The following is a 22,278-nucleotide window of genomic DNA, read 5'->3' on the forward strand; positions in this document are numbered from 1 at the left end:
CCCTCGGACGGCAATCCGGCCAGCAACGAAACCAACATCGGCATGAAGCGCCGGCGTCTACAAACGACAGCATTGGCCCGCCAGCCAGGACCGGTCAACTGTATGGGCTGTCAACGGTCGAAGCTCGGCAAACTGGACGCCGCTTCTGGGGTCTATACTGGCTCCGAACCTGGGCGAAGCAACGGCTCCGCCGGGCGGCAGCAATTCCGAGAACTCCCAGGGCTTGGTTTCGATCCGTTCTCCGGCGCGCTCTACGCCAGCTGGCCCGTCGAACCCGCGGGCAGTCTCCTTTTCCAGATCGAACCCCAGTCCGGCGAATTCATCCATGATGCGTTCGGCCGGCATGCGGACCAGCATCGTCATTCAACTCCCGGCCGGACAACTCGTGACCGACATCACCCTCCACCCCGATGACGGGCAAAGGATCGCATCACCGCTGAGACGAGCGGCGCCAACTCTCTGATCAAAATCGAACGACGACCGGCATGACGTCGGTCATTGGCAAGCACCGGCCTTGGCGCGCTCGAAGGCATCAGCTTCTCCACGACCGGCTCGCTCATGGCGGTCACCGCGGGCGGTTTGTTGGCCCGACATCAGCCTGGAAACCGGCCTGGCCAGCAACCTGCGTGTGCTGGACAACGGCTCAGCCTACCGGGCGCTGGCGTGCCAGGGCGAACAGTCAAACGTGATCACCGGCATGGTCTTTCGAGACAGCAACCTGGACGGCCTCTTCGACCCGGCCACCGAAGCAGGCATCCGCGATGTCACGGTGCGCCTCTTTCGCGACATGGACAACAACGGCATCCCGAACTACGGCGACATCCTCCTGGCCACGCAAAAATCCACCGCGGGCGGCTCCTACACCTTCGTTATCGGCGGCATGGGGCAGTTCGTTCTGGATATTGATGTTTCATCTATACCCAAACACCACGTCCTGACCACCGACAACAGGGAACAGGCCAGTTTCGACGCCTTTGGCCTGATTGATACCGGCAACAATTTTGGGCTGGCCAAACATGCGTACAAGGACCGCGATGTGTTGATCCGCTATCTGCCGGAAACCCCGGCTGTGGTCATTGACGATGTGGAAGCTCGCTACGACCTGCAGCTCCGCGTTATCTGGCGGACATCAATGTCTATCAGTATCGAACCGACGCCTGGGTTGTCGAGATTCTGGTGGAGACCTGACGCTGGAACCCGCGGTCCTGTGGGCCGACCTCAACTACGTGGTGGGCGGCACCCTGCATCCGAACGACCCAGGTTATAACACACCGGCGCTGGTGTACGCACCGCAGCAGATGTCAGCCGAAAGCGCCTGGGACGCAACCACCGGCGTCCTCAGCGTCGTGGTGGCCGTGGTAGACACCGGCGTCTCTTTCACTCACCCTGAGTTTGCACAAACCCACTTCGTACCCGGTTACGACTTCATCAACGGCGACAACGATCCCAGCGATGACAACGGGCATGGCACGCATGTCACCGGCATTCTGGCCGCAGCCATGAACAACGGCCAGGGCATGGCCGGCATCGCGCCCGGCGTCTCTGTCATGCCCGTCAAAGTGCTGAACGCTTCCAACAGCGGCACCTGGGCCGACATCGCCGCCGGCATCGTCTTTGCGGTGGACCAGGGCGCGGACATCATCAACCTCTCGCTGGGCGGGCCGATTGGCTCCGCGATCCTGGAAGACGCCATCGAGTGCGCGGCGGCGCACGGCGTTCTGATGGTCACAGGCAGCGGCAACACCGGCACCAATGCGCCCTTCTACCCGGCCTACTATCCCAAACCGTGGCCGTGGGCGCCACCACGCAGCGATGAGGTGTGGGGCTTGTCGAACTACGGCGATGCGGTGGACCTGACCCGCCCGGTGTTGACATCTGGAGCACCCTCTGGACCACCACCAACCCCGGCGCTTACGACTCCTTGAGCGGCACCTCGATGGCAGCGCCGCACGTCAGCGGACTGGCCGCCCTGATCCTGGCCGACCGGCCCAACTTCTCGGTTGCCGATGTGCGCCTGCTGCTGCAGCAAAGCGCCGATGTCCTGGCATGCCGCAGCCCAATTCTTACTCCGGATGGGGACGCATCAACGCGGGCGCGCCCTGGGCGCGGGCAGTTGGTCACGGTAACGCCGACGCCCACCGCGACCTCCACGCCGACGGCGACGCCGATCCCCACCGCGACCCCCACCATGACGCCTACCCCACCCGCACCCAAACCCCCACGCCGACAGCGACGCCGACCGCCACCGTCGTCTACCCCGACGCCCTATGTGCGCCGGACCAACAGCGGCGGCACCTTCTTCGTTGATTCGCAGGGCGCCATGCGGGCAGCCGACCAGGTGTGGGATGGGAACTGGGGCGCCACCGCCGGCACTTCCAAGACATCGAGCGCGCGGTGAGTAACACGGAGGATGACGCGCTTTACCAGAAACGTCGCGAAAGCCCTGGCGCTTACCGCTTCAACCTGCCCAACGGCGCCTACCAGGTGGGTCTCTATTTTGCCGAATTCGACGTAATCAAGTCAACGGACCGGGTCATGCGCATTACCATCGAGGGGGTCGTGGTCGAGAGCAGCCTCAGTATCTACGGTCAGGTCGGGCGTTATGCAGCCCTGACCAAGAGTTACCAGGTGACTGTGAACGACGGCCAACTGAACATCCAGCTCGACAAGGCCGGCGGTTCGAATCCGCCGGTGATTTCTGCCGTGATGATCAGCCAGACGGCGCCTCCCACCCCTACGCCCACCGCCACATCCACGCCGACCGCGACGCCCACCAACACCCCCTGTGTGACCTGCCCCACCGCGACGCCAACGCCAGTTGCCACCGCCACCCCCACCAGCGCGCCCTACACGCAGCGCGCCAACAACGGCGGCGCCGTCTTCACCGATGGGCAGGGCCAGGCATGGGCGGCCGACAAGGCCTTTGCCAGCGGGTCGTGGGGCTACACGGCCGGCACAGCCAAGTCAACCACCACCGCGGTCGCCGGCACCACGGATGACGCCCTGTACCAGAAGTGGCGCAGCGCACCAGGCGAGTACCGCTTCACAGCGCCCAATGGCGCCTACGAGATCACGCTGCGCTTTGCTGAGTTCGAGGCCACCCGCTCCTCCTCGCGCGTGATGAAGATCACGATCGAAGGGGTGGTGGTGGAGAACACGCTCAATGTCAACACCCTGGTGGGCAATGCCGCGGCCCTGAACAAGGTTTATCAGACCACGGTGGCGGACGGCGTCTTGAATATCGCCTTCGCCAAGAACGGCGGCAAACTCGACCCGATGGTGGCGGCGATCCAGATCCCCAAACTACCGTGATTCGGAGTTTCAGACAGGAACATGGCATGAAACAGATACGCATCACGCGGACCGGTCGCAACGTTGATCAGCAGGTTTTGCTGCGCTGGGCGCTGCCGCTAATTCTCAGTATCATCCTGCTGGCCGCAGCATGGCCGGCGCAAGCCGTAACGATGCAGGCTCAGCCCGAGGTCACGTCTGGCTTCGTGGCCGATGAAATCATCGTGCGCTTTGCACCAACCGACCAACAGACCCGCGCAACGCTGATGGCGCAGTACGGGCTGCAGACGATGCGCTACCTGGCCGGCCTCGATACCTATGTGCTCAGGACTCAACCCGGCGCAGTGATGCAGTTGGTGGACGAGTTAGGAGGCCGGACAGAGGTGATCTATGCGGAGCCGAACTACCTGGCGCAGGCGGCCCTGACGCCCACCGATCCCGACTACAGCCTGCCCGATCGCGTCTACGCCCCGCAGCTCATCGGCGCTGAGGCAGCCTGGGACATCACCACCGGCAGCACGGAGGTGGTGATTGCCGTGGCCGATTCGGGCATCGCGCTCTCATCCCGAATTCAGTGGCCGCCTGCTGCCGGGCTACGACTTCGTCAACGAGGACAGCGATCCCAGCGACGATTCGGGTCACGGCACCCACGCGGCCGGCGTCATTGCCGCGGCCATGAACAACGGCCAGGGCACGACTGGCCTGGCGCCCGGCGCCCTCATCATGCCCGTCAAAGTTCTCAACGCCTCGAACCTGGCCGATTGGGCCGATGTGGCCGCCGGCATCGTCTTTGCCGCGGATCAGGGCGCCGACATCATCAATCTCTCGCTCGGCGGCTACGCCGGCTCCCAACTTCTGCTCGATGCGGTGCGCTACGCGGCCGGTCATGGGGTGACGCTCGTGGCCGCCGCGGGCAACCTGGGCCTCGAACTGCCCTACTACCCGGCCGCCTACGATGAAACGATTGCGGTGATGGCAACCACCCGGTCCGATGAGCGCTTCATCCTGTCGAATTATGGCGGTTTCGTGGACATCGGCGCGCCGGGCGTGGAGATCTGGAGCACGCTCTGGAGCGCCGGCACGCCGGGCGGCTATGGTTTTGCCAGCGGCACCTCCGCATCCACGCCGCATGTCAGTGGACTGGCCGGCCTGCTCTTGGCGCAGCGCCCTGATTTGCAGCCGGCCGCGGTGAGAGCCATCATCGAACAGACGGCCGTAGACCTGGGAGCGCCAGGCCGAGATCCGTTTTTCGGCGCCGGTCGCATCAATGCCAGCGCGGCCATGACCGCGGCCGTCAACTGGACGCCGCTGCCTGACACCCCAACGCCCGCGCCAACCTCGACACCCACGGTTACGCCAACGCCGACCGTCACCCTGACGCCAACGCCGACTATGACGCCGACGGCAACGGCGACGGCCACGCCATCAGCCACCGCCACGCCAACGCCCGCGCCCACCGCTGCCCCTGCGGTTTATCGAGTCAACTGCGGCGGCGCGGCCTACCAGGACAGCCAGGCAACCTGTGGCGCGCGGACCAGGCCTGGAATGGAACCTGGGGCTATGACAGCGGCACAACCAAGCGTTCGTCCAAACAGGTTCATGGCACCGCAGATCAGCCGCTCTACCAGGCCTGGCGTGAAGCGCCCGGTCGGTATCGCTTCAGCCTGCCCAACGGCGCTTATACTGTGGTGCTGCGCTTTGCTGAATTCAGTGTGGCCAATGCCAGCGCGCGCGTCATGCGCATCGAGATGGAAGGAACCACCGTGGAGGCGGCCCTGAGCATCTACGGCAGCGTCGGCCGCTATACCGCACTCGACAGAGGGTACCAGGCCGTGGTCAATGACGGGGAGTTGAACATTCTGTTTGCCGCCAACGGCGGCAGCTATAACCCGATCATCAATGCCATCGAGGTCAGCTTTGCCGGTGCAACGCCGCCCACCCCAACACCAACGACAACGGCCCCGCCCTACGTTCAGCGCGTCAACAGCGGCGGCCCCAGTTTCACCGATGGGCAGGGCGTCGTGTGGCCGGCCGATGCGCCGTATGTGGCCGGCGCCTGGGGCTATTTCAGCGGCGCGGCCAAATCCACCACCCTGGCTGTGGCCGGCACCCTGGACGACGCGCTCTATCAGCGGTGGCGCGACAACCCGGTGGAGTATCGTTTTACCGTGCCCAATGGCGCTTACAACGTGATCCTGCGTTTTGCCGAATTCGAGGCGACGCGGGCGTCCGACCGCCTGATGCAGATCACCATCGAAGGGGTGACGGTGGAGTCGGCGCTGAGCATCTACGGCCTGGTGGGGCGCGCCACCGCGCTTGATCGCATCTATCCCGTGACCGTCAACGACGGAGCGCTCAACATCAGTTTCGTCAAGAATGGCGGCAGGAAGAACCCGGCCGTGGCGGCCATCGAGATTCGTTGAACAGGGAGCCTGTGCTTGCCCTCCGGGCAGACTCGTTATCAGCATTGTCACAGTCATTGGATATGATGAACCAGCATGAATGAGTGTTCATCCAGGAATAAGAGAAGTACCAGAGGGACCCACGATGAAAATAACTGTAAGAATAGGACAGCTCTTGATCGTTGCGTTGATCGGCGCCTTGTTGGCCGTGCCGATCCTCTCAGTTGCGCTGGCGCACGACGGCCAGCAGGAAGTCATCATCCGCAGCGGAGACAGCGCGCAGCCGGCTACCAATGGCGAGATCAGCGGCGCAGTCTACTTCGACCGTAACGCGAACAGCGTGCGCGATCCGCAGGATCGCGGCATCGCCGGGGTGCTCATCGAACTGCGCGATCAGGCCACGGGCGGCCAGGTGGTCTACGCGACGATGATCACGTCGCCGGACGGCCTTTATCATTTTCCTGCGGTGGCTGACGGCGCCTACACCGTCACCGAAACCGACCTGGAAAACTATGTCAGCACCACGTCGAACACGCAGGTGGTCGAAGTGATCGGGGCAGCCGTCACGAACGTAGATTTCCTGGACGTGCTGCCGCGCGCGGTGGCGGGCACGATCTATGACGACGCCAATCACGACGGCGTGCGCGGCCTGACCGAGATGCGCATTCCTGATGCGCTGATCGAAGTCTTCGACGACCTGAACGCCAACGGCTTGGTGGACATCGGCGAACCGCTGCTGGGCAGCGATGTGAGTGACAACCAGGGCAACTACGCGATCGGCGGCATCATGCCGGGCCAGCGCGTGGTGCGTGTGCAGCCGCCGGGCGGCATTGGCGAGCCGGGGCAGACCGGTCTCGATCTGCTCAGCGGCGAGGTGGGCGGCTTTGGCGCACTGCTGGACCTGGCGCCGGGGCGCAACAGCGTGATTCCGCCCCAGGTCGAACAGACGCCCGTGGCGGCCGATGAGGTGATCGTGCGTTTCCGCGAAGGAATGAGCGCCGACGCCGTCGCGGCCATCCTGGCGGAACAACAGGCGCAGGTCGTGCGTGAAATCAAGCCATTGAACGCCCTGGTGCTGCGCAGCCAGCCAGGGCAGGCGTTGGCTCTGATTCGCGCGCTGCGCCAGCGCGCGGATGTGCGCTACGCCGAGCCGAACGCCCTGGCGCAGATCGCCGTGGTGCCCACCGACCCCGACTACAGCGACATCAGCAAGGTCTACGCGCCGCAGATGATCAACGCTGAAACGGCCTGGAACTACACCACCGGCAGCGCCAGCGTGACTGTGGCCGTGCTCGACACCGGCATTTCGCTGACGCACCCGGAATTCAGCGGGCAAACGGTGGCCGGTTACGACTTCGTACACAACGACAGCGACCCCAGCGACGACGAAGGGCATGGCACCCACGTATCGGGGATCGTGGCCGCGGCCATGAACAACGGACAGGGCAACACGGGCATTGCGCCGGGCGTCAAGATCATGCCGCTGAAGGTCATGGACTACACCGGCTACGGCAGTTGGGTGTGGGTGGCCGATGGTGTGATCTATGCCACCGATCATGGCGCGGATGTGATCAACATGTCGCTTGGTAGCGCCGGCACCTCCTACCTGATGACCGATGCCGTGGCCTATGCCGCAAGTCATGATGTGGTGATGGTAGCTGCCTCAGGCAACATGGGCCTGAATCAGACGTACTATCCGGCCGGCTATCCCGCAGTCATTGCGGTGGGCGGCACCGACTACTACGATGTGTGGTGGACATTGTCCAACTACGGCACGTTCGTAGACGTGACCGCGCCGGGCGACACGGTGTGGAGCACCAACTGGACCGCCAGCAATCCCAATGCGTACCAGTACTTCAGCGGCACCTCACAGGCAGCGCCGCATGTCAGCGGCCTGGCCGCGTTGATCCTTTCGGCGCATCCGAGCTTTTCCGCGGCCGACGTGCGCGCCATCATCGAGCAAACCGCGGTGGACAAAGGCGCGGCCGGCTACGACATCTACTACGGCTTTGGCCGCATAGACGCCGGCGCCGCGCTGGCCGCGGCCGCGAGTTGGACCCCCTTCACCGCGACGCCCACCGCCACGCCAACGCCGCTCTTCACCAACACGCCGACCTCCACGCAGACGATCACGCCGACGCCGACAGCGACCGATACCCCCACCGCGACGCCCACGCCGACGCTGCCGGCCACTGCCACGCCCACCAGCACACCGACGCCCACGCCGACCCGCACGCCAACTGCAACCGCCACACCTCCGCCGTATGTGCAGCGGGTCAATGCGGGCAGCACGACCGCCTTCACCGATGGGCAGGGCCTGGTGTGGGCCGTTGATAAGGCCTTTGCTGTCAACTCCTGGGGCTACACCGGCGGCACGGCCATGTCGTCCACCAGATCGGTTGGCAACACCACGGACGACGCGCTGTATCAAAAGTATCGCGAGGCGGCTGGCGAGTACAAGTTCACCGTGCCCAACGGCAATTACGAAGTGACCCTGCGCTTTGCTGAGTTTTCGGTGACATCGTCTACGTCGCGCGTCATACGCATTACCCTGGAAGGCGTCATCGTAGAGAGCGCCCTGAGCATCTACGGCACGGTGGGACGTTACGTGGCCCTGGATCGGGTTTATCAGGCGACGGTCAGCGATGGCGTTCTCAACATCATGTTCATTCAGAACGGCGGCACCTACGCGCCGGTGGTTTCCGCTGTCGGCGTGCGCCAGGTGCCTCCGCCCACGCCGACCCCCACAGCCACCAACACCCCGACTGCCCCCCACGAACACGCCTTGTGTGGCCTGCCCCACGGCAACGCCAACATCAACCCATACCCCGACCAGGACGCCCACGCCCACGGCCACACCGGTGCCGTATGCGCAGCGGGTCAACTCGGGTGGCACCTCGGCTTTCACCGATGGCCAGGCCGTGGTGTGGGCCGTTGACAAGGCCTTTGCCGCTAACTCCTGGGGCTACACCGGCGGCTCGGCCAAGTCGTCCACCAAATCTGTTGGCGGCACCACCGAAGACGCGCTGTATCAGAAATATCGCGAGGCGCCCGGCGAATACAAGTTCACCGTACCCAACGGCAACTACGAGGTGACCCTGCGCTTCTGCGAGTTTACCGCGACATCGGCCACGTCGCGCATCATGCGTATCACGATCGAAGGCGTCATCGTCGAAAATGCACTCAGCCTGTATTCCGCGGTAGGTCAGTACGTGGCCCTGAATCGAGTCTATCAGACCACCGTCAGCGACGGCATTCTCAATGTGGTCTTCAGCCAGAATGGCGGCAGCAATGTGCCGGTAGTTTCCGCGGTAGGGGTGCGCCAGGTGCCTCCGCCCACGCCGACCCCCACGGCCACCAACACGCCGACCCATACACCGACTGCCACCCCGACGAACACACCGTGCGCGACCTGTCCTACGGCAACGCCAACGCCAACCCGCACGCCGACCGCGACGCCAACCAACACCCCAACGCCGTTGCCCTACACCACCCAGCGCGTCAACGCCGGCGGCACCGCGTACACTGACGGCAGCAGCCAGGTGTGGCCGGCCGATCAAGCCTACCTGACCAACGGCTGGGGCTATACCGGCGGCACAGCCAAATCGAGCACCACGGCCGTCGCCGGCACCACCGATGACCCGCTGTACCAGAAATGGCGCGGCGCGCCCGGCGAGTACAAGTTCACCGTTCCCAGCGGCACGTACGAAGTGACGTTCAAGTTTGCTGACTTCGAGTCTACCAAGTCAACGGATCGTGTGATGAAGATCACGCTGGAAACGACCATCGTCGAACCGAACATGAGCGTCTATGGTCAGGCCGGCAAGGCCGTGGCGCTCGACAAGGTGTACACGATCGCCGTGACCGATGGCGTACTCAATATCAGCTTCGTCAAGGTCAGTGGCACCAAGAATCCGATCGTTTCGGCCATTCAAGTGCGCAGAATCGGGTGAGGATTAAGCCCTGAACATTCGACGGCTGTCTTGACACAGCAGTCGTTGCCGGTCAGCCGTCGAATTGTCAGCGAATTGTAATCACGAGCGCGCCCCCGACCTCGTAAATTTCGCTAGAATCAGGTGCGTTTCACGTATCTTCTCAATTTGTAGGGGCGCACCCCTGGCGGCCCACGCGGGCAGGCGCAAGGCCCCGCCCCCCCCGAAAAAAAACCTTTTCCAGCGCCGTGATTCATGGCGCAGGCATTAGAGAAATGGGAGTCAATGTTATGAAAAACCTACTTCGGCTTGTACTGCTGACGGCATTGCTTGTGGGGGCTACAGCTTCCCTGGCGCGCCCGGCCCCTGGTCATGCTGCCGGTACAGGCGGGATCATCGGCGCCGTCTTCTTCGACGCCGATGCCGATGGCATCCGTGATGCCACCGACAACGGCCTGGACGCGGGTCTCACTGTCGAGATTCGCGACGCCGCCACCAACGGCCAGGTTTTCCTGACCGTCACCACCACCGCATTGGATGGGACCTACGCCTTCACTGCGCTGGACGCAAACACCTACCTGGTCACGGAACTCAGCCTGGAGGCCCTGGGCTACACCCGCACGACTCCGAATACTCGAACCGTAGTGGTTGGCAGCGTCGTTGCGCCCGGCGTTGATTTCGGCGGCACCCTGCTGATGACCCTCAGCGGCACCATCTTCGATGACGCCAACCAGGACGGTGTGCGCGGCCTGGGCGAAATGGTCATCCCAGACGCCCTGGTCGAGGTCTTCCACGACCCAAACGGCAACGGCTTGATTGACAGCGGCGAACCGTTGGCCGGCTCCGCGGGCTCCAACACCCAGGGCAAGCTACGTCGTTGCCAACCTGTGGCCCGGCGTACGTGATGCGGGTGCAGCCGCCCGGCGGTATCGGGCTGCCGGCCCAAATCGCGGTTCCCATCGTCAGCCGCTACGGCGGCGGCATCCTGCGCCAGGATGTCGGCATCCTCATCCCCCGCGGGGGCGACGCGTCGCTCAACGGCATCGTCTGGAAAGACCTGGATGGCGATGAAGTGCTGGACGCGGACGAAGGCTTCATCGCCAGCGCCGCCCTGGCCCTCTACTGCGACAGCAACGGCAACGGCGTGATTGACAGCGGCGAGAGCGTAGTCGGCCAGGCCACGTCGAACAGCCAGGGCGCCTACAGCTTCAGCAGCCTCGACGCCGGCGCCTACGTGCTGCGCGTGGACGACCTGACCATTCCGGCCGGCTGGATTCCATCGCACGATGCTTCGCTGCTCGCCTTCAGCCTGGGGGCCGGACAGACTCGTGAGCTGAATCTTGGCTACTTCGATCCACTGACGGTTGGCCCCATGACGGTTGCCGACTGGAAGAAGGAAATTCACCGCAGCGGGCACCCTCGCTACACCGCGGCTGAGATTGCCGCGTTCATTGCCTCAGCGCAGAGCAGTTCTGCCGTCTTCCCGGAGATCGTCTCTCTGCAGGATGCGCTTCTCCGACCGGCGCCTGGCGATGAAGGACGGGCGCGCAAGGAATATGCGGCGCTGCGCCTGAATGTGTCCAGCAATCTGCTCCTGACGCGCACCCCCATCAACCTGCCGCGCTGACCACCGCCACGACCGTGGGCGGCGTCCTGACCGAGATCGAAGGCTTGCTCAACCCGCCCGCGCCGCAGTTGAACACCGCCTATCGCCGGGTGGAGAGCCTGGCCGAGGCGCTCAACAAGGGCCAGGGCGTCGGTTACGGCCTGACCCTGGTGGGCGTGGTCTCTCGTGCCACCTACCGCGGCGGCGATGTGACCTCCGCGCTGCGGCGCGGCGGCAGCATCATTGACCAGACCCTCGATGGGCCGATCTACCTGACCCGCTGGAGTCCCGGCAACCTCGATCCGGCCACCAACATCTTCCGCCCGCGCGTGCGAGTGCGCGTCAACGCCTTCTACGACGGCGCGGTGCTCGACGCCTACCAGAAACTGTCCGATGGCCGCCTGGTGCTCCTGGGCACGATCATCCCCCCGTTCTGGAACAAGGACGTCAAGACCGACTATCACTTCGATCTGTGGCGCGTCAGCACCCTCGCCGAGCTGGTCAGTACCGAGATTCGCCTGGTCACGCGCGATCCCGATGGCGATGGCGGGCACCCGGAGCATATCAAGATTGATGCGGCCGAGATCGTGTTCGATTACTAATAGCCTATCCGAATAACTACCTTAGTTCGCCTGCCCCAATCCTGGGGAGCCATGCTTTCCCCCAGGATTGGGGGGCGGCAGTTCTTTCACCTCGATGCCCATATCCACGCAGGATGTGGGCATCGTTCATCCTGGCGAGGAGTTCACCGTGATCACACGCCTGCACAATGCTCATCCACCGCGTCGCCAAGCCCCTGGATCGTCGGCCGCCTGCACAAGAGAGGGGCATTGACCATCGTTTTGCTCCTCATCCTTTCTGGCCTGGCGCCCGCGCCGCAGGCTGGCGCCGTTCCCCACAGAGCCAACCACGCACCCATGACCGGCTACACCTGGGACATTCGCTGCGTGGACTGCCCCAAGGCCCTCGATGAGCTGAGCACACGCAGCCTGCGCCTGGACAGCCAGGGCCGGCCGCACATCGCTTACGGGGGCGACCATCTCTACTACGCCTGGCACGACGGCTCCGCCTGGCAGCTCGAAACGGTGGACAGCGGTGTACGCGTGGGCGCCTACGCCTCATTGGCGCTGGACAGTAACGGCAGTCCGCACATTGGATACTTCGACAGCGCCAATTTCGATCTGCGCTACGCCAGCAAGTCGGGCAACGCCTGGGTCATCCAGACCGTGGATGCCAACGGCGGGTCGGTTCCAGCGTCGCCCTGGCCCTGGACAGCAACAACCGCCCCCACTTGAGCTACTACGACGACACTCACAGCAAGCTCAAATACGCGCGTTGGACCGGCAGCCAGTGGGAAATCCAGTCTGTGGGCAATGAGTCCCTGGTCGCGCGGCACATCTCCCTGGCCCTGGACAGCAGCAACCGCGCCCACATCAGCTACTACGATGTCTACGCGGCCAATCTGCGCTACGCCCGCTGGACCGGCAGCGATTGGATCACGCAATGTCGTGGATGCGGATGGCGAAGTGGGCAGCGATACCTCGCTGGCCCTGGACAGCAGCGGCATTCCCCACATCAGCTTTTACGACAGCACCAACGGCGATTTGAAGTACACGCGCGCGGTGGGCAATGGCTGGCAGACCGAAGTCGTGGACAGCACCGATGATGTGGGCGGCCAAACCTCACTGGCCCTGGACGCAGCCAACCGCGCCTACATCAGCTATCGCGATTGGACCCACGGCGATCTGAAATACGCCCGGCGCACCGGCGCCACCTGGGCCATCCAAACGGTTGACAGCGCCGACGATACCGGCGCCTACACCTCGATCGTGCTTGACGGCACTGCCCGCCCCCGCATCAGCTACCTGGACATGACGCACAACCTGTTGAAATACGCAGCCTGGAGCGGCACAGACTGGTCGTTCAGCGTGGTGGACGCGGCCGGCAACGTGGGCGAGGCCACCGGCCTGGTATTGGATTACGGCGGCCAACCCCACATCGCTACTACGACAGCCTGGCAGCCGATCTCAAATACGCTCGTTGGGGCAGCAGCGCCTGGAGCATCGAAACCGTGGATGGCGCCAACGGCGACGCCGTCGGCAGCCTGACCGCGATCGCGGTGGATTCGATGAATCGCCCGTTCATCGCCTATCTCGATGACACCACGGCAACCTCAAACTGGCGCAGTGGACCGGCAGCGCCTGGCAGATTCAGACCGTGGATGGCAGCGGAACGGTGGGCGGCGCCATCAGCCTGGCGCTGGACTCCGGCCAATCGCCCCACATCGCCTATCTTGATGCGGGTAGCGCCACGCTCAAGCATGTGTATTACAACGGCGCGCTGTGGAATCTGCAACTCATTGACAACGTCGGTTCGATCAGCTACGTTTCCCTGGACATTGACAGCGCCGACGTTGTTCAGATCGCTACTACGATTCCAACAACGGCGACTGGAAGGTGGCTCGCGGCAAGATCGCCTATCCCTGGAACATCCAGGTTGTGGACAGCGCCGGCGATGTGGGCGGTTATGTCTCGCTGGCCGTAGACATGCTGGGCAATCCGCACCTGGCCTATTACGACTGGACGCAGTACACCCTGAAATACGCACACCTGGCTGGAACCTCTTGGGTAGTGACAACGGTTGCCGACACCGGCCTGGTTGGCTTTGCTGCCCTGGCGCTCGACAGCCGCAACGCTCCCCTGGTGGCCTACTACGCCGACAACGCGCACAACCTCAAAGTGGGTCAACTGCGCGGCGGCAGTTGGGACATCAACACCCTGGACGGCGCCGGCGAAGTGGGGCGTTACGTGGCCCTGGCGTTGGATCAGAGCGACCACGCCTACGCCGCCTACTACGACGCCACCAACGGCGATCTTAAAGTGGCCCAGGGCACGCCCCCCACCTCCCTGCCGGTCTATATTCCCATGGTGATGCGCCGTCACTAAGGTCAAAATTCGTAACTGCTCAGCCAGGCAGTGAGAGCGGACACTTATTTAATTCTCATTCCTTAGCATCCAGAACCTGCGCCAACGCCTGCGTGATCTCCCGCAGGCAGGCGGCGGGTTGCCGCCAGCAATGTTCGGGGTCCAGGAAAACGGGCGTCCACCCGGCAGCGGCCAGCGCGTAACGTTGATCGCCGGCTTCGCGCAGACTGCGCGGGCTGACCGTTGCCGGCAGCGGAAGCAGCCAGTTCTGCTGCGTAGATGACCGCCACCCGCCACTGCGCCCGTAGAGGGGCGAAGTCAATCGGCGGTTGCCCAGGCGTCTCGGCCACGCCCCACACATCGTCCAGATCAGCCACGTCATCATCCGGCGGTTCATCCCACGGCACCTGGCGCTCGGCTTCCAGCCCGCGTTCAAGAGGGCGCTCCACAGGCGGTCCTGCGCGGTTCCCTTGTCCCACAGATCGTTGATTTCGCGCGCGCTGAGCAGCCGCGCGAGCGTGGTGGGGATGAAGGTGATGCGACGCAGGCGCCGGCTGGGGATCGGTTGCGGCAAGCGCCACAGCGGCCCCAACTCGATGCGGTAGTATTCGTCGTGCGCACGCGGGTGCTGCGGCTCGCGGGCAGCAGTCCACGCGGCGGGCGATGCTGACGCCGCACGGCTGCCAGGGTCGCAATTTGCCAGCGGTCGGCCGGGGCAAAGGCGCCGGTCTGGTAAAACGCCAGGTAGTCGGCGCCCATCTGTGCCGACGCGCGGGCCACCGGCACCCGGTACCACCCTTCTTCAGCGGCCCGCGTCAAGTCGGCGGGCGTCGGCAGCACGGCCACCAGCGCGCGCTGATGACCCGGCGCGGTAAATCGTCCAGGTTGAGCGCGAAACAGGCATGGGTACCTCCTGGTGATCGGTCCTCTAGCTTTCGATCCAGCCTCGTACGTCTGGGGCAACTGCTCCAGATCGGCGCGCAGGCGCAGCAGCGCCAGGTCACGGCCGCGGGCTTCCAGCATGATATCGAAATCGGGCAGCCCGAACGCCCTGGCCCGTCGCAGCCAGTCCACAAACTCGAACGGATTGACATAATCGGCATGTTGCGTCCAGCGCGGCGCGGCCAGCAGACGGCGCGGCCCGCCCGGCTCAGGGGCGGTCAGCACGTTGAACGCGGTGCGCGGGGAGGCGAAGTGAACCTTGGGCCGCACCCCGCGCGGCCAGGTGCTGAGCGCCAGGGCCAGGCCTCGAATTCGTCCAGGCCATCCGGGTTGAAGACCAGGTGATGCAGGCGGTCGAAGACCAGCGCACGCCCGTCTGGCGGTGTATCCAGAGCACGTCGCTGAGGCCAAAGCGGTCATCATTCTCCAGCGCCATCCGCGCCTGCACCGCCGGCGGCAGGCGCGCGAAGTTGCGGCAAAACTGCGCCTGCGCCGCGGCCTTGTCGCCGCAGACGCCGCCGGTGTGGACAACCACCACGCCCTCCCCTTGCGCCCAGGCGATCGAGCAGGCCGGCCAGGCCGCGCAGGTGGGCCAGGCTGGTGTCCGTCAGCGTGGCATCCGCGTTGTCGAGGATGACGCTGGCCTCAGCGTGGATCGGTGAAACGCGGTCACGGCGCAACAGGTCGGCCGTGTGGGCCAGCTCAGCCTGGCACTGATCAACCTGCGCCGTCAGTTCAGGATGCCGGGGAAAGGCCAGGTGCGGCGCCAGGCGGCTGGAGAGGCGATAGAAGCGGATGTGCATCTGCGCCAGATAGCGCAGAATGTCGCGCAGATAGGTCAGGCTCTCACACTGAGGTGCGGGCCTGATCCGTCTGGCGCCTGGGGAGAACGGCTGTCATAGGCACGTAAACCGGGGCGCCCCTGCACGGCAACCGGGAAGCCAAGATGCATTGGGCCTTCTCACAGATTCAGAAAGATCGGCGGCGGATTCAGGCCAGCGCCAGTGCGGGTGCGCGGCAAACTGCCCCATGAGCACCAAGCCGATGCGCGCCAGCGCCCAGTCAATCTCCGCCTGGGTGATGACCAGGGGCGGTGAAAGCGGATGACATGCTCGTGCGTCTCTTTGCACAACAGGCCCTCGCGCATGAGGCTTCGCAGAAGCTTGGCGAAAACGCGCGCCGACAACCTCTGGCTTCAGCTCGACGCCGATGAACAGCCCCTGCCACTTCCTGCACGAAGGGACTGGCGATGCGCGCAACTTCTCCTGGAAATAGGCGCCCAGCCGGGCCGAGTTTTCGATCAAATCTTCTTCCACCAGCACCTTCACGGCCTACGCGGGCCACCGCGCAGGCCAACGGGTTGCCGCCATAAGGTGCTGCCATGTTCACTCAGGGCGAAAGACACTCAGGATGTCGGCTGAAACCTGCACAGCCCGATACCGGATAACAACCGCCGGACAGCGCCTTGCCGATAATCATCACGTCAGGCTTGACGTTTTCACAATCACGGGCAAAGAGCTTGCCACTGCGCCCCAGGCCGGAACTGAATCTCATCGGCGATGAACAGGACCTCATGCTACTCCGCACAGGGCTTTGGCCCGTTTGAGATAACCGGCCGGTGGAATATGAACACCGCTCTCGCCCTGAATCGCCCGACCAGGAAGGCGACGGTGTTGGCGCTGGGCACCGGAGCCCAGGCTGCGCAAATCATGGGCGTCACCGCCGGGCGTGAAGGGGCCAACCGACCCAGTACTGCGGCTCAGTGGAAAGCTGATAATGCTGATGGTGCGGCCGTGAAAGTTGTCGGCGCAGACGATGATTTCCAGCCTGGTCTTCCGGCACGTCACGGCGCTGATAGCCCCATTTGCGCGCCATCTTGACCGCGGTCTCGACCGCTTCGGCGCCAGTGTTCATCAATAGCGCCGTCTCATAGCCAGTCAGGGTACACAGGTCTTGCAGGAACAGGCCCTCTGGTCGTTGCGGAACGCGGCGCAGGGTCAACGTCGGTGTCTGCGCCTGGGCGATGAGGCCTGCACGATGCGGGTGGCAGTGCCCCTGGTTGACCGCCGAATAGGCGCTGAGGCAGTCAGGTAGCGCGAACCCCTTCGACATCGGTGACCCAAACGCCTGGCCTGGGCGATGACCACATCGAGGGGCTTGTAGTGTGTGAGCGAAATAGGTTTCATCGAGGTGAATGTAATCTTGTGTGAGCATCTAATAGTGTTCTCTTCCTTGAGATAGACTGAAATCGGCTGTGATTTCAACGATTCTTTCTTACAGCTCACCCCTGACGCCGCAGCGCCGGGCCGAACGGAACTCGATTGTAACCACAGCGGTTGGTTTGCAGTCTAACCGATTGGCCGCGGCCTGACACTGACAGGCGTCAAGTGCGCCGATCAATCAACCGATCAAGAACCAACACCCTGGCCTTGTGGGCACGGGGCGCTACTGACAAGCCACCACGACCTGCGCCTGCGCCTCGTCTTTCCGATGGCAACTACGACGAATACCGCATGCCCGGCATCGTGGTCGTCAGGTAACTATTCAGGCAACCCGCGACCACGCAATGCCAGTCCGGCCAGCTGAAGCGGTGAAGCTCGCGCCTGGTGGGCGTGCCGCCAGACGTCCACCTGCGTGGGCACAATGCCGGTCAGCGCAGGCCGACCTGCGGCGGAACGCCCTTTCGCCCCGAATTCATTCGGCGAGAAGGAAACGATGGCCTTCTGCACAGAAACGGGTGGTCACCTCAGCGAAACCGTCGCCTACGATCATGTTGATTTCACTGCACGCCGAAATCCGCCAGGTAGATGCCCGGCTCGATGGAAAAGCCGACGCCGGGGATCAGCTTGCGCTCATCGTGCGTCACCAGTTTGTCCATGTTGACGCCGTTGCCGTGTCCCGTTGGTGTCAATGCTGTAGCCCGGTGCGATGGAAAGCCCCGCCATAGCCGGCCTGCCTGAATGACGGCCGCGCGGCATCGTCCACCTCAAACCCCTGCACGCCCTGCCCGCGGCCAAACGCTGCTGAATGAACTGCACCGCGGCATCGCGCCACCGCGACGATGTCGAAAACCTGGCGCTGCTCGGCGGGCGCCTCAGCACAAGCAAAGGCCACCAGGTGATGTCGGCAAACACCGCGCCGGGCTGATCGAGCTTGGCCCACAGATCGAGTAAGACAAATCGCCGGGCTTGAGAAAGAACTGGCGCTGCGTGGTCGGCGCGTAATGCTGGATCGCCGCTGCATGTTGATGCCCACAATGGGCGGGTGGTCAGTGATCAAGCCCTCCTCAGCGAAACGGCGCATGACAAACTGTTGGCCCTCGGCTTCGCCGGGAGAACGCCCGCGCGCAGTTCCGCGGTCATCCAGGCAAAACATTCGTCCCGATCTGATCGAGCGGGCGGGCGGCCACACGGTGCTGCGCCAACTGCGCGGGCGTCCGCGCCTGCACCCACTGCACCAGGTCGACGAAGAGACCACTTCCACGCCCAGGCTGCGAATCAGATCAATGGTGCCGGCGTCCACGCGTGCCACGTAGGGGATAGCGCCGCCAGACTGGGAAATTCCATGGCGATGCGTTGAGTATGGCCGAGCAAGTCCTGGATCCGCAGGTCGTTGTTGCCAGGTCACGTAGGTGTAGACACGGGCGCCGGAGCCGGTAAAAGGGCCAAGCTTCGATGCGATGAACAGGCCAGGTGGCTTTGCCGCAGGCTGGAATCCAGTAGACTGAGCGCCGGCTGAAGACTCCTTCCTCTGGCATTGCGGCCACCTGGCGGGCAATGGGGTTCATACCGCGAAAATCAAGAGGGGCCAGCCATCGAGGCCGGCTTGCTGTAGTCTTGCTGAATTTCCACAAGGTTTGTCGGTTCATCCTACTATCCATACTATGGTTCGTGTCCGAGCGAGATATTATTCTTGCTTGGGAACGACGGCCCGTTGACAGAAGGTCTTGAGGCGCCGTTCCAGGTCGCGCCGTTCGAGGAGAACTTTGTGCTGGCAGGTGAGACGGCGGATGCCAATATCCGCGCCCAGGCGCACCGCCTCCCAATCACAACCACCGCACGGATGCGGCTTGCGCAAGCAGACGATATCACCCAGGAAGGTTCGAGGCAACATGTTCCTCAGAACCCCAAGTCCTCTTAGCCGATACTGGGCATCAGATGGCTTGTCATGGAAGATCTACTCTCCTTCCAACGACTTCACGTTCGTCCGGAGAAATATCGCCAGTGCCGTTGCTTGTCGTTGTGGTGCGATTCGCGATACAAACCCTGCTTTTCAATCAGCCACGACGTACCTGGGACGGCTTTTAGCTTTCGGCATCCCAGTTGCATCATAAAGAATGAGTCCATCAAGTGCAATATCCGAGATACAGGCTCGGCAACCGTGCAATGAACTCTTCCGGGTGTTGCAGTCACTGCCGCGCCTCGCCAGGATACCGGTAAATATTTTTCAACCACAGATGACTTGCCCAACGTTTTTGCGACAGTCGCGCGCGATGACCAACAAATCCCAATCGCTATCCCGCATGAGCATCGCCGCGCTGCGCGCGATCCAAATAATTACGATACTGATCAGGCGCTCGCCCATCAGCCTGTAAAGCCGCGACGGAACTCCGCCAACGGCAAGCGATCTCCTTAGAGTCAACGTTTTGGGTCATACGATTCCTCCTCACGCTGCAGATTATACACCGATCATCCCATGTGCCCAAAGTCACGAGTTGGGGACTCATGCAGCCACTCGTTCGTAAGACACAGCCACTTTGCACTTTGCACTTTGCACTTTGCACTTCTGCCCTCCCTCTGTACTTTGCGCGGCGTGTGCGGTATAATTCAGGCATAGCGGCCAGATGATATTCCGCCGCTGATGTGAGTCTCCCCACCGGAGACATCTATGCGACAATCGTCGTGGCGCCAGCGTTTTACTCCTGGCTTTCTGGCTTCCTGGTCACGCTGACCATCTTCAGCGGAGGGCGCTCAACCTACGCCCAGACGCCGACCGTGGAAGTGCTGACCTTCCGCGGCCCGGTAACGCCGGTCCCGGTCAGCTATCTGGAGCGCAGCATTGCCGCAGGCGCAGGCTAACGGCCAGGCGGTGATCACTGCAACTCGATACGCCGGGCGGCAGTGTGGCCTGATGCAGGACATCGTGCAGTTATTGTTGAAGTCTGATGTGCCGGTTGTGGTTTACGTTTCTCGGGCGGCGCTCATGCTGCAGCTCCGCTGGCACGCTGATCACGCTGGCGGCGCATGTGACCGCGGCGCCGGGCAGCGGCATCGGAGCAGCCAGCCCGTGGGCCGAAGGCGGCGCCGATTGCCGGAACACCATCAGAGCAAGCTGGTCAACATCCTGTCCAGCCGATGCGGAAAACCTGCTCCAAGCAGCTGGGGAGAAGGCGGTTGGTGCGCGCAGGCCGTGGAAGAGGCCGCGCGGCCACGGCCGATGGACCAAAGATTTGGGCGCCGATCCGGTTTCATCGCCCGTGACCTGGATGACCTGCTGGCGCAGATGAATGGTTTTCACAGTGACGGTCAACGACCACAACAGAACTTCAGACGGAAGCGGTGCAAATCAACAAGGTGCCATTCAGGCTGCTCGGGGAACCTGCTGAACGCCGTGCGGACCAGAACCATTACCAACCATTCTGTTGACCTCAGGACTCAACGCCTTGCTATATGAACTCTCCAGCCCCGGCGGTGTGCGGCTGGTGTCGTTGGCGTCATTGCGCTGCTGCTGGCCTTCTATGGCCTGGAAACGCTGGAGGCGAACTGGGTCGGCCTGGGGTTCCATCATCCTGGCCTTCGCCCTCTTCATTCTGGACATCAAGCACCCACCACGCTGCTGACCCTGGGGGCGTGACTTCATTGTCGTAGGAGCAGGTATCTTGTTCAATACACCTTACACGGCCGTACCCTGGCCCGACGATCATTACGCTGGCGCGCTGTGACCGCGGCCTTTTTTGCCTTTGCCATGGCGGGTCCTCCAGCGCCCGGCGCCGACGCCCGGCCACCGGTGCGGAGGCGCTCATCGGCTAACCGGGCCGAGGTGCGCAGCGCACTGGCCGCGCGGCCGGGTATTTTCAACGGCGGGCTACGGCAGGCGGAGATTGCGGAAAGCGCCGCGGCCGCGGCCCAGGTTGAAGTCATTGGCCGTCGGGCATGCGCCTGCTGGTACGTCGCAGCGCCTGAGGAGGCAAACCGTACTCATGCCGACCGTCATCAGCATCAACCAGCTGATCCAACGACATCAAAAGCACCGTGCGGGCCAATGGCGCGCTGCAGGACGTGTGCAGGTGCAGGGGAGGTGTCGCAGTTCACGCAGGCCACCGGCTCAGGCCCCACTGCTACTTTTCGGTTGAAAGACGAGCGGCGACGCTGGAGTGTGTCCTAGTAAGCAGCCAGGCTGCGCATCTGCGTACGTGTGCCCGCCCACGGCGATTTGAATGCGGGCGCATGGCAAGATGGATGTTTACCCGGCGCAGGGTCGTTTGCAGTTGGTGGTGGACGCCTGCTGCCAACCCACGGGCCTGGGGCAGTTGAACCAGGCCTTCGAGGCACTCAAGGAGCGGCTGCGGCCCGAAGGGCTGTTCGACCCAGCGCAAGCGGCCGCTGCCCGGCCTGGCCTGGCGCGTGGGCATCGTCACCTCGGCTGATGCGGCGGCTCCTCGCGATATCCTGCGCACCGCAGGCGCGCTATGCGTTACGGTGGATGTGCTTCTAGCCTCTACCCTGGTGCGGAGCAGCGAAGCGCCGGCGCAGATCGAGCGGCGCTCAGCGGCGCAGATCGCTGGTCAGCCACAGTGGAGCGATTGGCGTCATCATCGTGGCGCAGGGCCGGAGGCTCGCTGGGAAGGCTGTGGGCGTTCAACGAGGAAGCGCGTCGCCGCGCCATTGTTAACGCCAACGGTGCCGGTTGTCAGCGGGGTGGGGCACGAGGTTGATTATGCCATTGCCGATTTTGGCCGATGTGCGTGCGCCGCGACGCCCACGGCGCGGCGGCGCTGGTGGTGCCCGATCAGCGCAAGCCTGCGCGAAACGAATGGCCGGCCTCCGGCCTGCTGACGACGCACCTGCAGGCGCGTCTGGTGGCGATGCGGCACGAGGTGCAGGCGCACCGGCGGTTGTTGGCACGGGTGTCGCCGCAGCAGCTCATCGCCTATCGGCGGCAGCGCATTGACGAACTCTGGC

Annotated in this window: 26 protein-coding genes and 1 pseudogene; 18 read left to right on the forward strand and 9 right to left on the reverse strand. The window is 63.6% G+C overall.

The window, feature by feature from the left end; translation table 11 throughout:
- Positions 1–57: 57 nt before the first annotated feature.
- Complete coding sequence (locus IPM84_14915) at positions 58–363, reverse strand: hypothetical protein (protein ID MBK9094031.1); 306 nt, start codon at positions 361–363, stop codon at positions 58–60.
- Between the two features lie 151 nt (positions 364–514).
- Here IPM84_14915 and IPM84_14920 point away from each other — a divergent pair, with 151 nt between their 5' ends.
- The 15 genes from IPM84_14920 to IPM84_14990 all read left to right on the forward strand — a co-directional run bounded on the left by IPM84_14920 (position 515) and on the right by IPM84_14990 (position 14,176).
- Positions 515–1,267 carry a hypothetical protein gene (locus tag IPM84_14920; protein ID MBK9094032.1) on the forward strand — a complete coding sequence of 251 codons (753 nt, stop codon included), beginning with the start codon at positions 515–517 and terminating at the stop codon, positions 1,265–1,267.
- Positions 1,268–1,298: 31 nt separating this feature from the next.
- Positions 1,299–1,925, forward strand: a complete 627-nt coding sequence (locus tag IPM84_14925; GenBank protein ID MBK9094033.1) for a S8 family serine peptidase — start codon at positions 1,299–1,301, stop codon at positions 1,923–1,925.
- On the forward strand, positions 1,820–2,398 hold the full coding sequence (locus IPM84_14930; GenBank protein ID MBK9094034.1) for a S8 family serine peptidase: 579 nt from the start codon (positions 1,820–1,822) through the stop codon (positions 2,396–2,398). Before IPM84_14925 ends, IPM84_14930 begins: the two co-directional genes overlap by 106 nt.
- Positions 2,395–3,312 (forward strand): hypothetical protein, encoded by a 918-nt coding sequence (locus IPM84_14935; GenBank protein ID MBK9094035.1) that lies wholly within the window; start codon positions 2,395–2,397, stop codon positions 3,310–3,312. The genes IPM84_14930 and IPM84_14935 overlap by 4 nt, the downstream gene beginning before the upstream one ends.
- Positions 3,313–3,822: 510 nt before the next feature.
- Positions 3,823–5,070, forward strand: a complete 1,248-nt coding sequence (locus IPM84_14940; protein ID MBK9094036.1) for a S8 family serine peptidase — start codon at positions 3,823–3,825, stop codon at positions 5,068–5,070.
- Positions 5,004–5,714 carry a hypothetical protein gene (locus IPM84_14945; GenBank protein ID MBK9094037.1) on the forward strand — a complete coding sequence of 237 codons (711 nt, stop codon included), beginning with the start codon at positions 5,004–5,006 and terminating at the stop codon, positions 5,712–5,714. Before IPM84_14940 ends, IPM84_14945 begins: the two co-directional genes overlap by 67 nt.
- 154 nt (positions 5,715–5,868) lie before the next feature.
- Positions 5,869–8,631 (forward strand): S8 family serine peptidase, encoded by a 2,763-nt coding sequence (locus IPM84_14950; protein ID MBK9094038.1) that lies wholly within the window; start codon positions 5,869–5,871, stop codon positions 8,629–8,631.
- Entirely contained in the window at positions 8,555–9,646 is a 1,092-nt protein-coding gene (locus tag IPM84_14955; protein ID MBK9094039.1) for a hypothetical protein, read from the forward strand. The genes IPM84_14950 and IPM84_14955 overlap by 77 nt, the downstream gene beginning before the upstream one ends.
- A gap of 269 nt (positions 9,647–9,915) precedes the next feature.
- Positions 9,916–10,530, forward strand: a complete 615-nt coding sequence (locus IPM84_14960) for a hypothetical protein (protein ID MBK9094040.1) — start codon at positions 9,916–9,918, stop codon at positions 10,528–10,530.
- Complete coding sequence (locus IPM84_14965) at positions 10,503–11,252, forward strand: hypothetical protein (GenBank protein MBK9094041.1); 750 nt, start codon at positions 10,503–10,505, stop codon at positions 11,250–11,252. The genes IPM84_14960 and IPM84_14965 overlap by 28 nt, the downstream gene beginning before the upstream one ends.
- Positions 11,253–11,266: 14 nt before the next feature.
- Entirely contained in the window at positions 11,267–11,833 is a 567-nt protein-coding gene (locus tag IPM84_14970; GenBank protein ID MBK9094042.1) for a hypothetical protein, read from the forward strand.
- A 228-nt stretch (positions 11,834–12,061) separates the two neighbouring features.
- Positions 12,062–12,526: a hypothetical protein gene (locus IPM84_14975; protein MBK9094043.1), complete on the forward strand. Its 465-nt coding sequence runs from the start codon at positions 12,062–12,064 to the stop codon at positions 12,524–12,526.
- 150 nt (positions 12,527–12,676) lie between these two features.
- Complete coding sequence (locus IPM84_14980; GenBank protein MBK9094044.1) at positions 12,677–13,339, forward strand: hypothetical protein; 663 nt, start codon at positions 12,677–12,679, stop codon at positions 13,337–13,339.
- 109 nt (positions 13,340–13,448) lie between these two features.
- Entirely contained in the window at positions 13,449–13,775 is a 327-nt protein-coding gene (locus IPM84_14985) for a hypothetical protein (GenBank protein ID MBK9094045.1), read from the forward strand.
- Positions 13,688–14,176: a hypothetical protein gene (locus IPM84_14990; protein MBK9094046.1), complete on the forward strand. Its 489-nt coding sequence runs from the start codon at positions 13,688–13,690 to the stop codon at positions 14,174–14,176. The genes IPM84_14985 and IPM84_14990 overlap by 88 nt, the downstream gene beginning before the upstream one ends.
- 55 nt (positions 14,177–14,231) lie before the next feature.
- Here IPM84_14990 and IPM84_14995 read toward each other — a convergent pair whose 3' ends face one another.
- The 7 genes and pseudogenes from IPM84_14995 to IPM84_15025 all read right to left on the reverse strand — a co-directional run bounded on the left by IPM84_14995 (position 14,232) and on the right by IPM84_15025 (position 19,210).
- Positions 14,232–14,540, reverse strand: coding sequence for a hypothetical protein (locus tag IPM84_14995; protein ID MBK9094047.1), 309 nt, complete (start codon positions 14,538–14,540; stop codon positions 14,232–14,234).
- 47 nt (positions 14,541–14,587) lie between these two features.
- Positions 14,588–15,367 (reverse strand): hypothetical protein, encoded by a 780-nt coding sequence (locus IPM84_15000; GenBank protein ID MBK9094048.1) that lies wholly within the window; start codon positions 15,365–15,367, stop codon positions 14,588–14,590.
- Complete coding sequence (locus IPM84_15005; protein MBK9094049.1) at positions 15,306–15,632, reverse strand: hypothetical protein; 327 nt, start codon at positions 15,630–15,632, stop codon at positions 15,306–15,308. The genes IPM84_15000 and IPM84_15005 overlap by 62 nt, the downstream gene beginning before the upstream one ends.
- On the reverse strand, positions 15,517–15,900 hold the full coding sequence (locus IPM84_15010) for a hypothetical protein (protein ID MBK9094050.1): 384 nt from the start codon (positions 15,898–15,900) through the stop codon (positions 15,517–15,519). Before IPM84_15010 ends, IPM84_15005 begins: the two co-directional genes overlap by 116 nt.
- A 93-nt stretch (positions 15,901–15,993) precedes the next feature.
- Positions 15,994–17,311: pseudogene (locus tag IPM84_15015) on the reverse strand (aminotransferase class III-fold pyridoxal phosphate-dependent enzyme).
- 693 nt (positions 17,312–18,004) lie between these two features.
- On the reverse strand, positions 18,005–18,211 hold the full coding sequence (locus IPM84_15020) for a hypothetical protein (GenBank protein MBK9094051.1): 207 nt from the start codon (positions 18,209–18,211) through the stop codon (positions 18,005–18,007).
- Positions 18,212–19,003: 792 nt separating this feature from the next.
- Positions 19,004–19,210, reverse strand: a complete 207-nt coding sequence (locus IPM84_15025) for a DUF951 domain-containing protein (GenBank protein MBK9094052.1) — start codon at positions 19,208–19,210, stop codon at positions 19,004–19,006.
- A 788-nt stretch (positions 19,211–19,998) separates the two neighbouring features.
- Between IPM84_15025 and IPM84_15030 the strand changes: the two genes are divergently transcribed.
- On the forward strand, positions 19,999–20,175 hold the full coding sequence (locus IPM84_15030) for a hypothetical protein (protein MBK9094053.1): 177 nt from the start codon (positions 19,999–20,001) through the stop codon (positions 20,173–20,175).
- Between the two features lie 70 nt (positions 20,176–20,245).
- Here IPM84_15030 and IPM84_15035 read toward each other — a convergent pair whose 3' ends face one another.
- On the reverse strand, positions 20,246–20,635 hold the full coding sequence (locus IPM84_15035) for a hypothetical protein (GenBank protein ID MBK9094054.1): 390 nt from the start codon (positions 20,633–20,635) through the stop codon (positions 20,246–20,248).
- A gap of 916 nt (positions 20,636–21,551) precedes the next feature.
- Between IPM84_15035 and IPM84_15040 the strand changes: the two genes are divergently transcribed.
- Both IPM84_15040 and IPM84_15045 read left to right on the forward strand, forming a co-directional pair.
- Positions 21,552–21,743 carry a hypothetical protein gene (locus IPM84_15040; protein MBK9094055.1) on the forward strand — a complete coding sequence of 64 codons (192 nt, stop codon included), beginning with the start codon at positions 21,552–21,554 and terminating at the stop codon, positions 21,741–21,743.
- Positions 21,721–22,152, forward strand: a complete 432-nt coding sequence (locus IPM84_15045) for a hypothetical protein (protein ID MBK9094056.1) — start codon at positions 21,721–21,723, stop codon at positions 22,150–22,152. The genes IPM84_15040 and IPM84_15045 overlap by 23 nt, the downstream gene beginning before the upstream one ends.
- Positions 22,153–22,278: the final 126 nt, after the last annotated feature.

The sequence above is a fragment of the Candidatus Amarolinea dominans genome, from assembly GCA_016719785.1.
GTDB lineage: Bacteria > Chloroflexota > Anaerolineae > SSC4 > Amarolineaceae > Amarolinea > Amarolinea dominans.

Excerpts from the sequence above, each read along its gene's own strand:
- IPM84_14915 (MBK9094031.1), bottom strand. The coding sequence starts at position 363 with ATGACGATGCTGGTCCGCATGCCGGCCGAACGCATCATGGATGAATTC.
- IPM84_14925 (MBK9094033.1), top strand. The coding sequence starts at position 1,299 with ATGTCAGCCGAAAGCGCCTGGGACGCAACCACCGGCGTCCTCAGCGTC.
- IPM84_14960 (MBK9094040.1), top strand. The coding sequence starts at position 9,916 with ATGAAAAACCTACTTCGGCTTGTACTGCTGACGGCATTGCTTGTGGGG.
- IPM84_14980 (MBK9094044.1), top strand. The coding sequence starts at position 12,677 with ATGTCTACGCGGCCAATCTGCGCTACGCCCGCTGGACCGGCAGCGATT.
- IPM84_14995 (MBK9094047.1), bottom strand. The coding sequence starts at position 14,540 with ATGATGACGTGGCTGATCTGGACGATGTGTGGGGCGTGGCCGAGACGC.
- IPM84_15010 (MBK9094050.1), bottom strand. The coding sequence starts at position 15,900 with ATGCACATCCGCTTCTATCGCCTCTCCAGCCGCCTGGCGCCGCACCTG.
- IPM84_15025 (MBK9094052.1), bottom strand. The coding sequence starts at position 19,210 with ATGTTGCCTCGAACCTTCCTGGGTGATATCGTCTGCTTGCGCAAGCCG.
- IPM84_15040 (MBK9094055.1), top strand. The coding sequence starts at position 21,552 with ATGGATGTTTACCCGGCGCAGGGTCGTTTGCAGTTGGTGGTGGACGCC.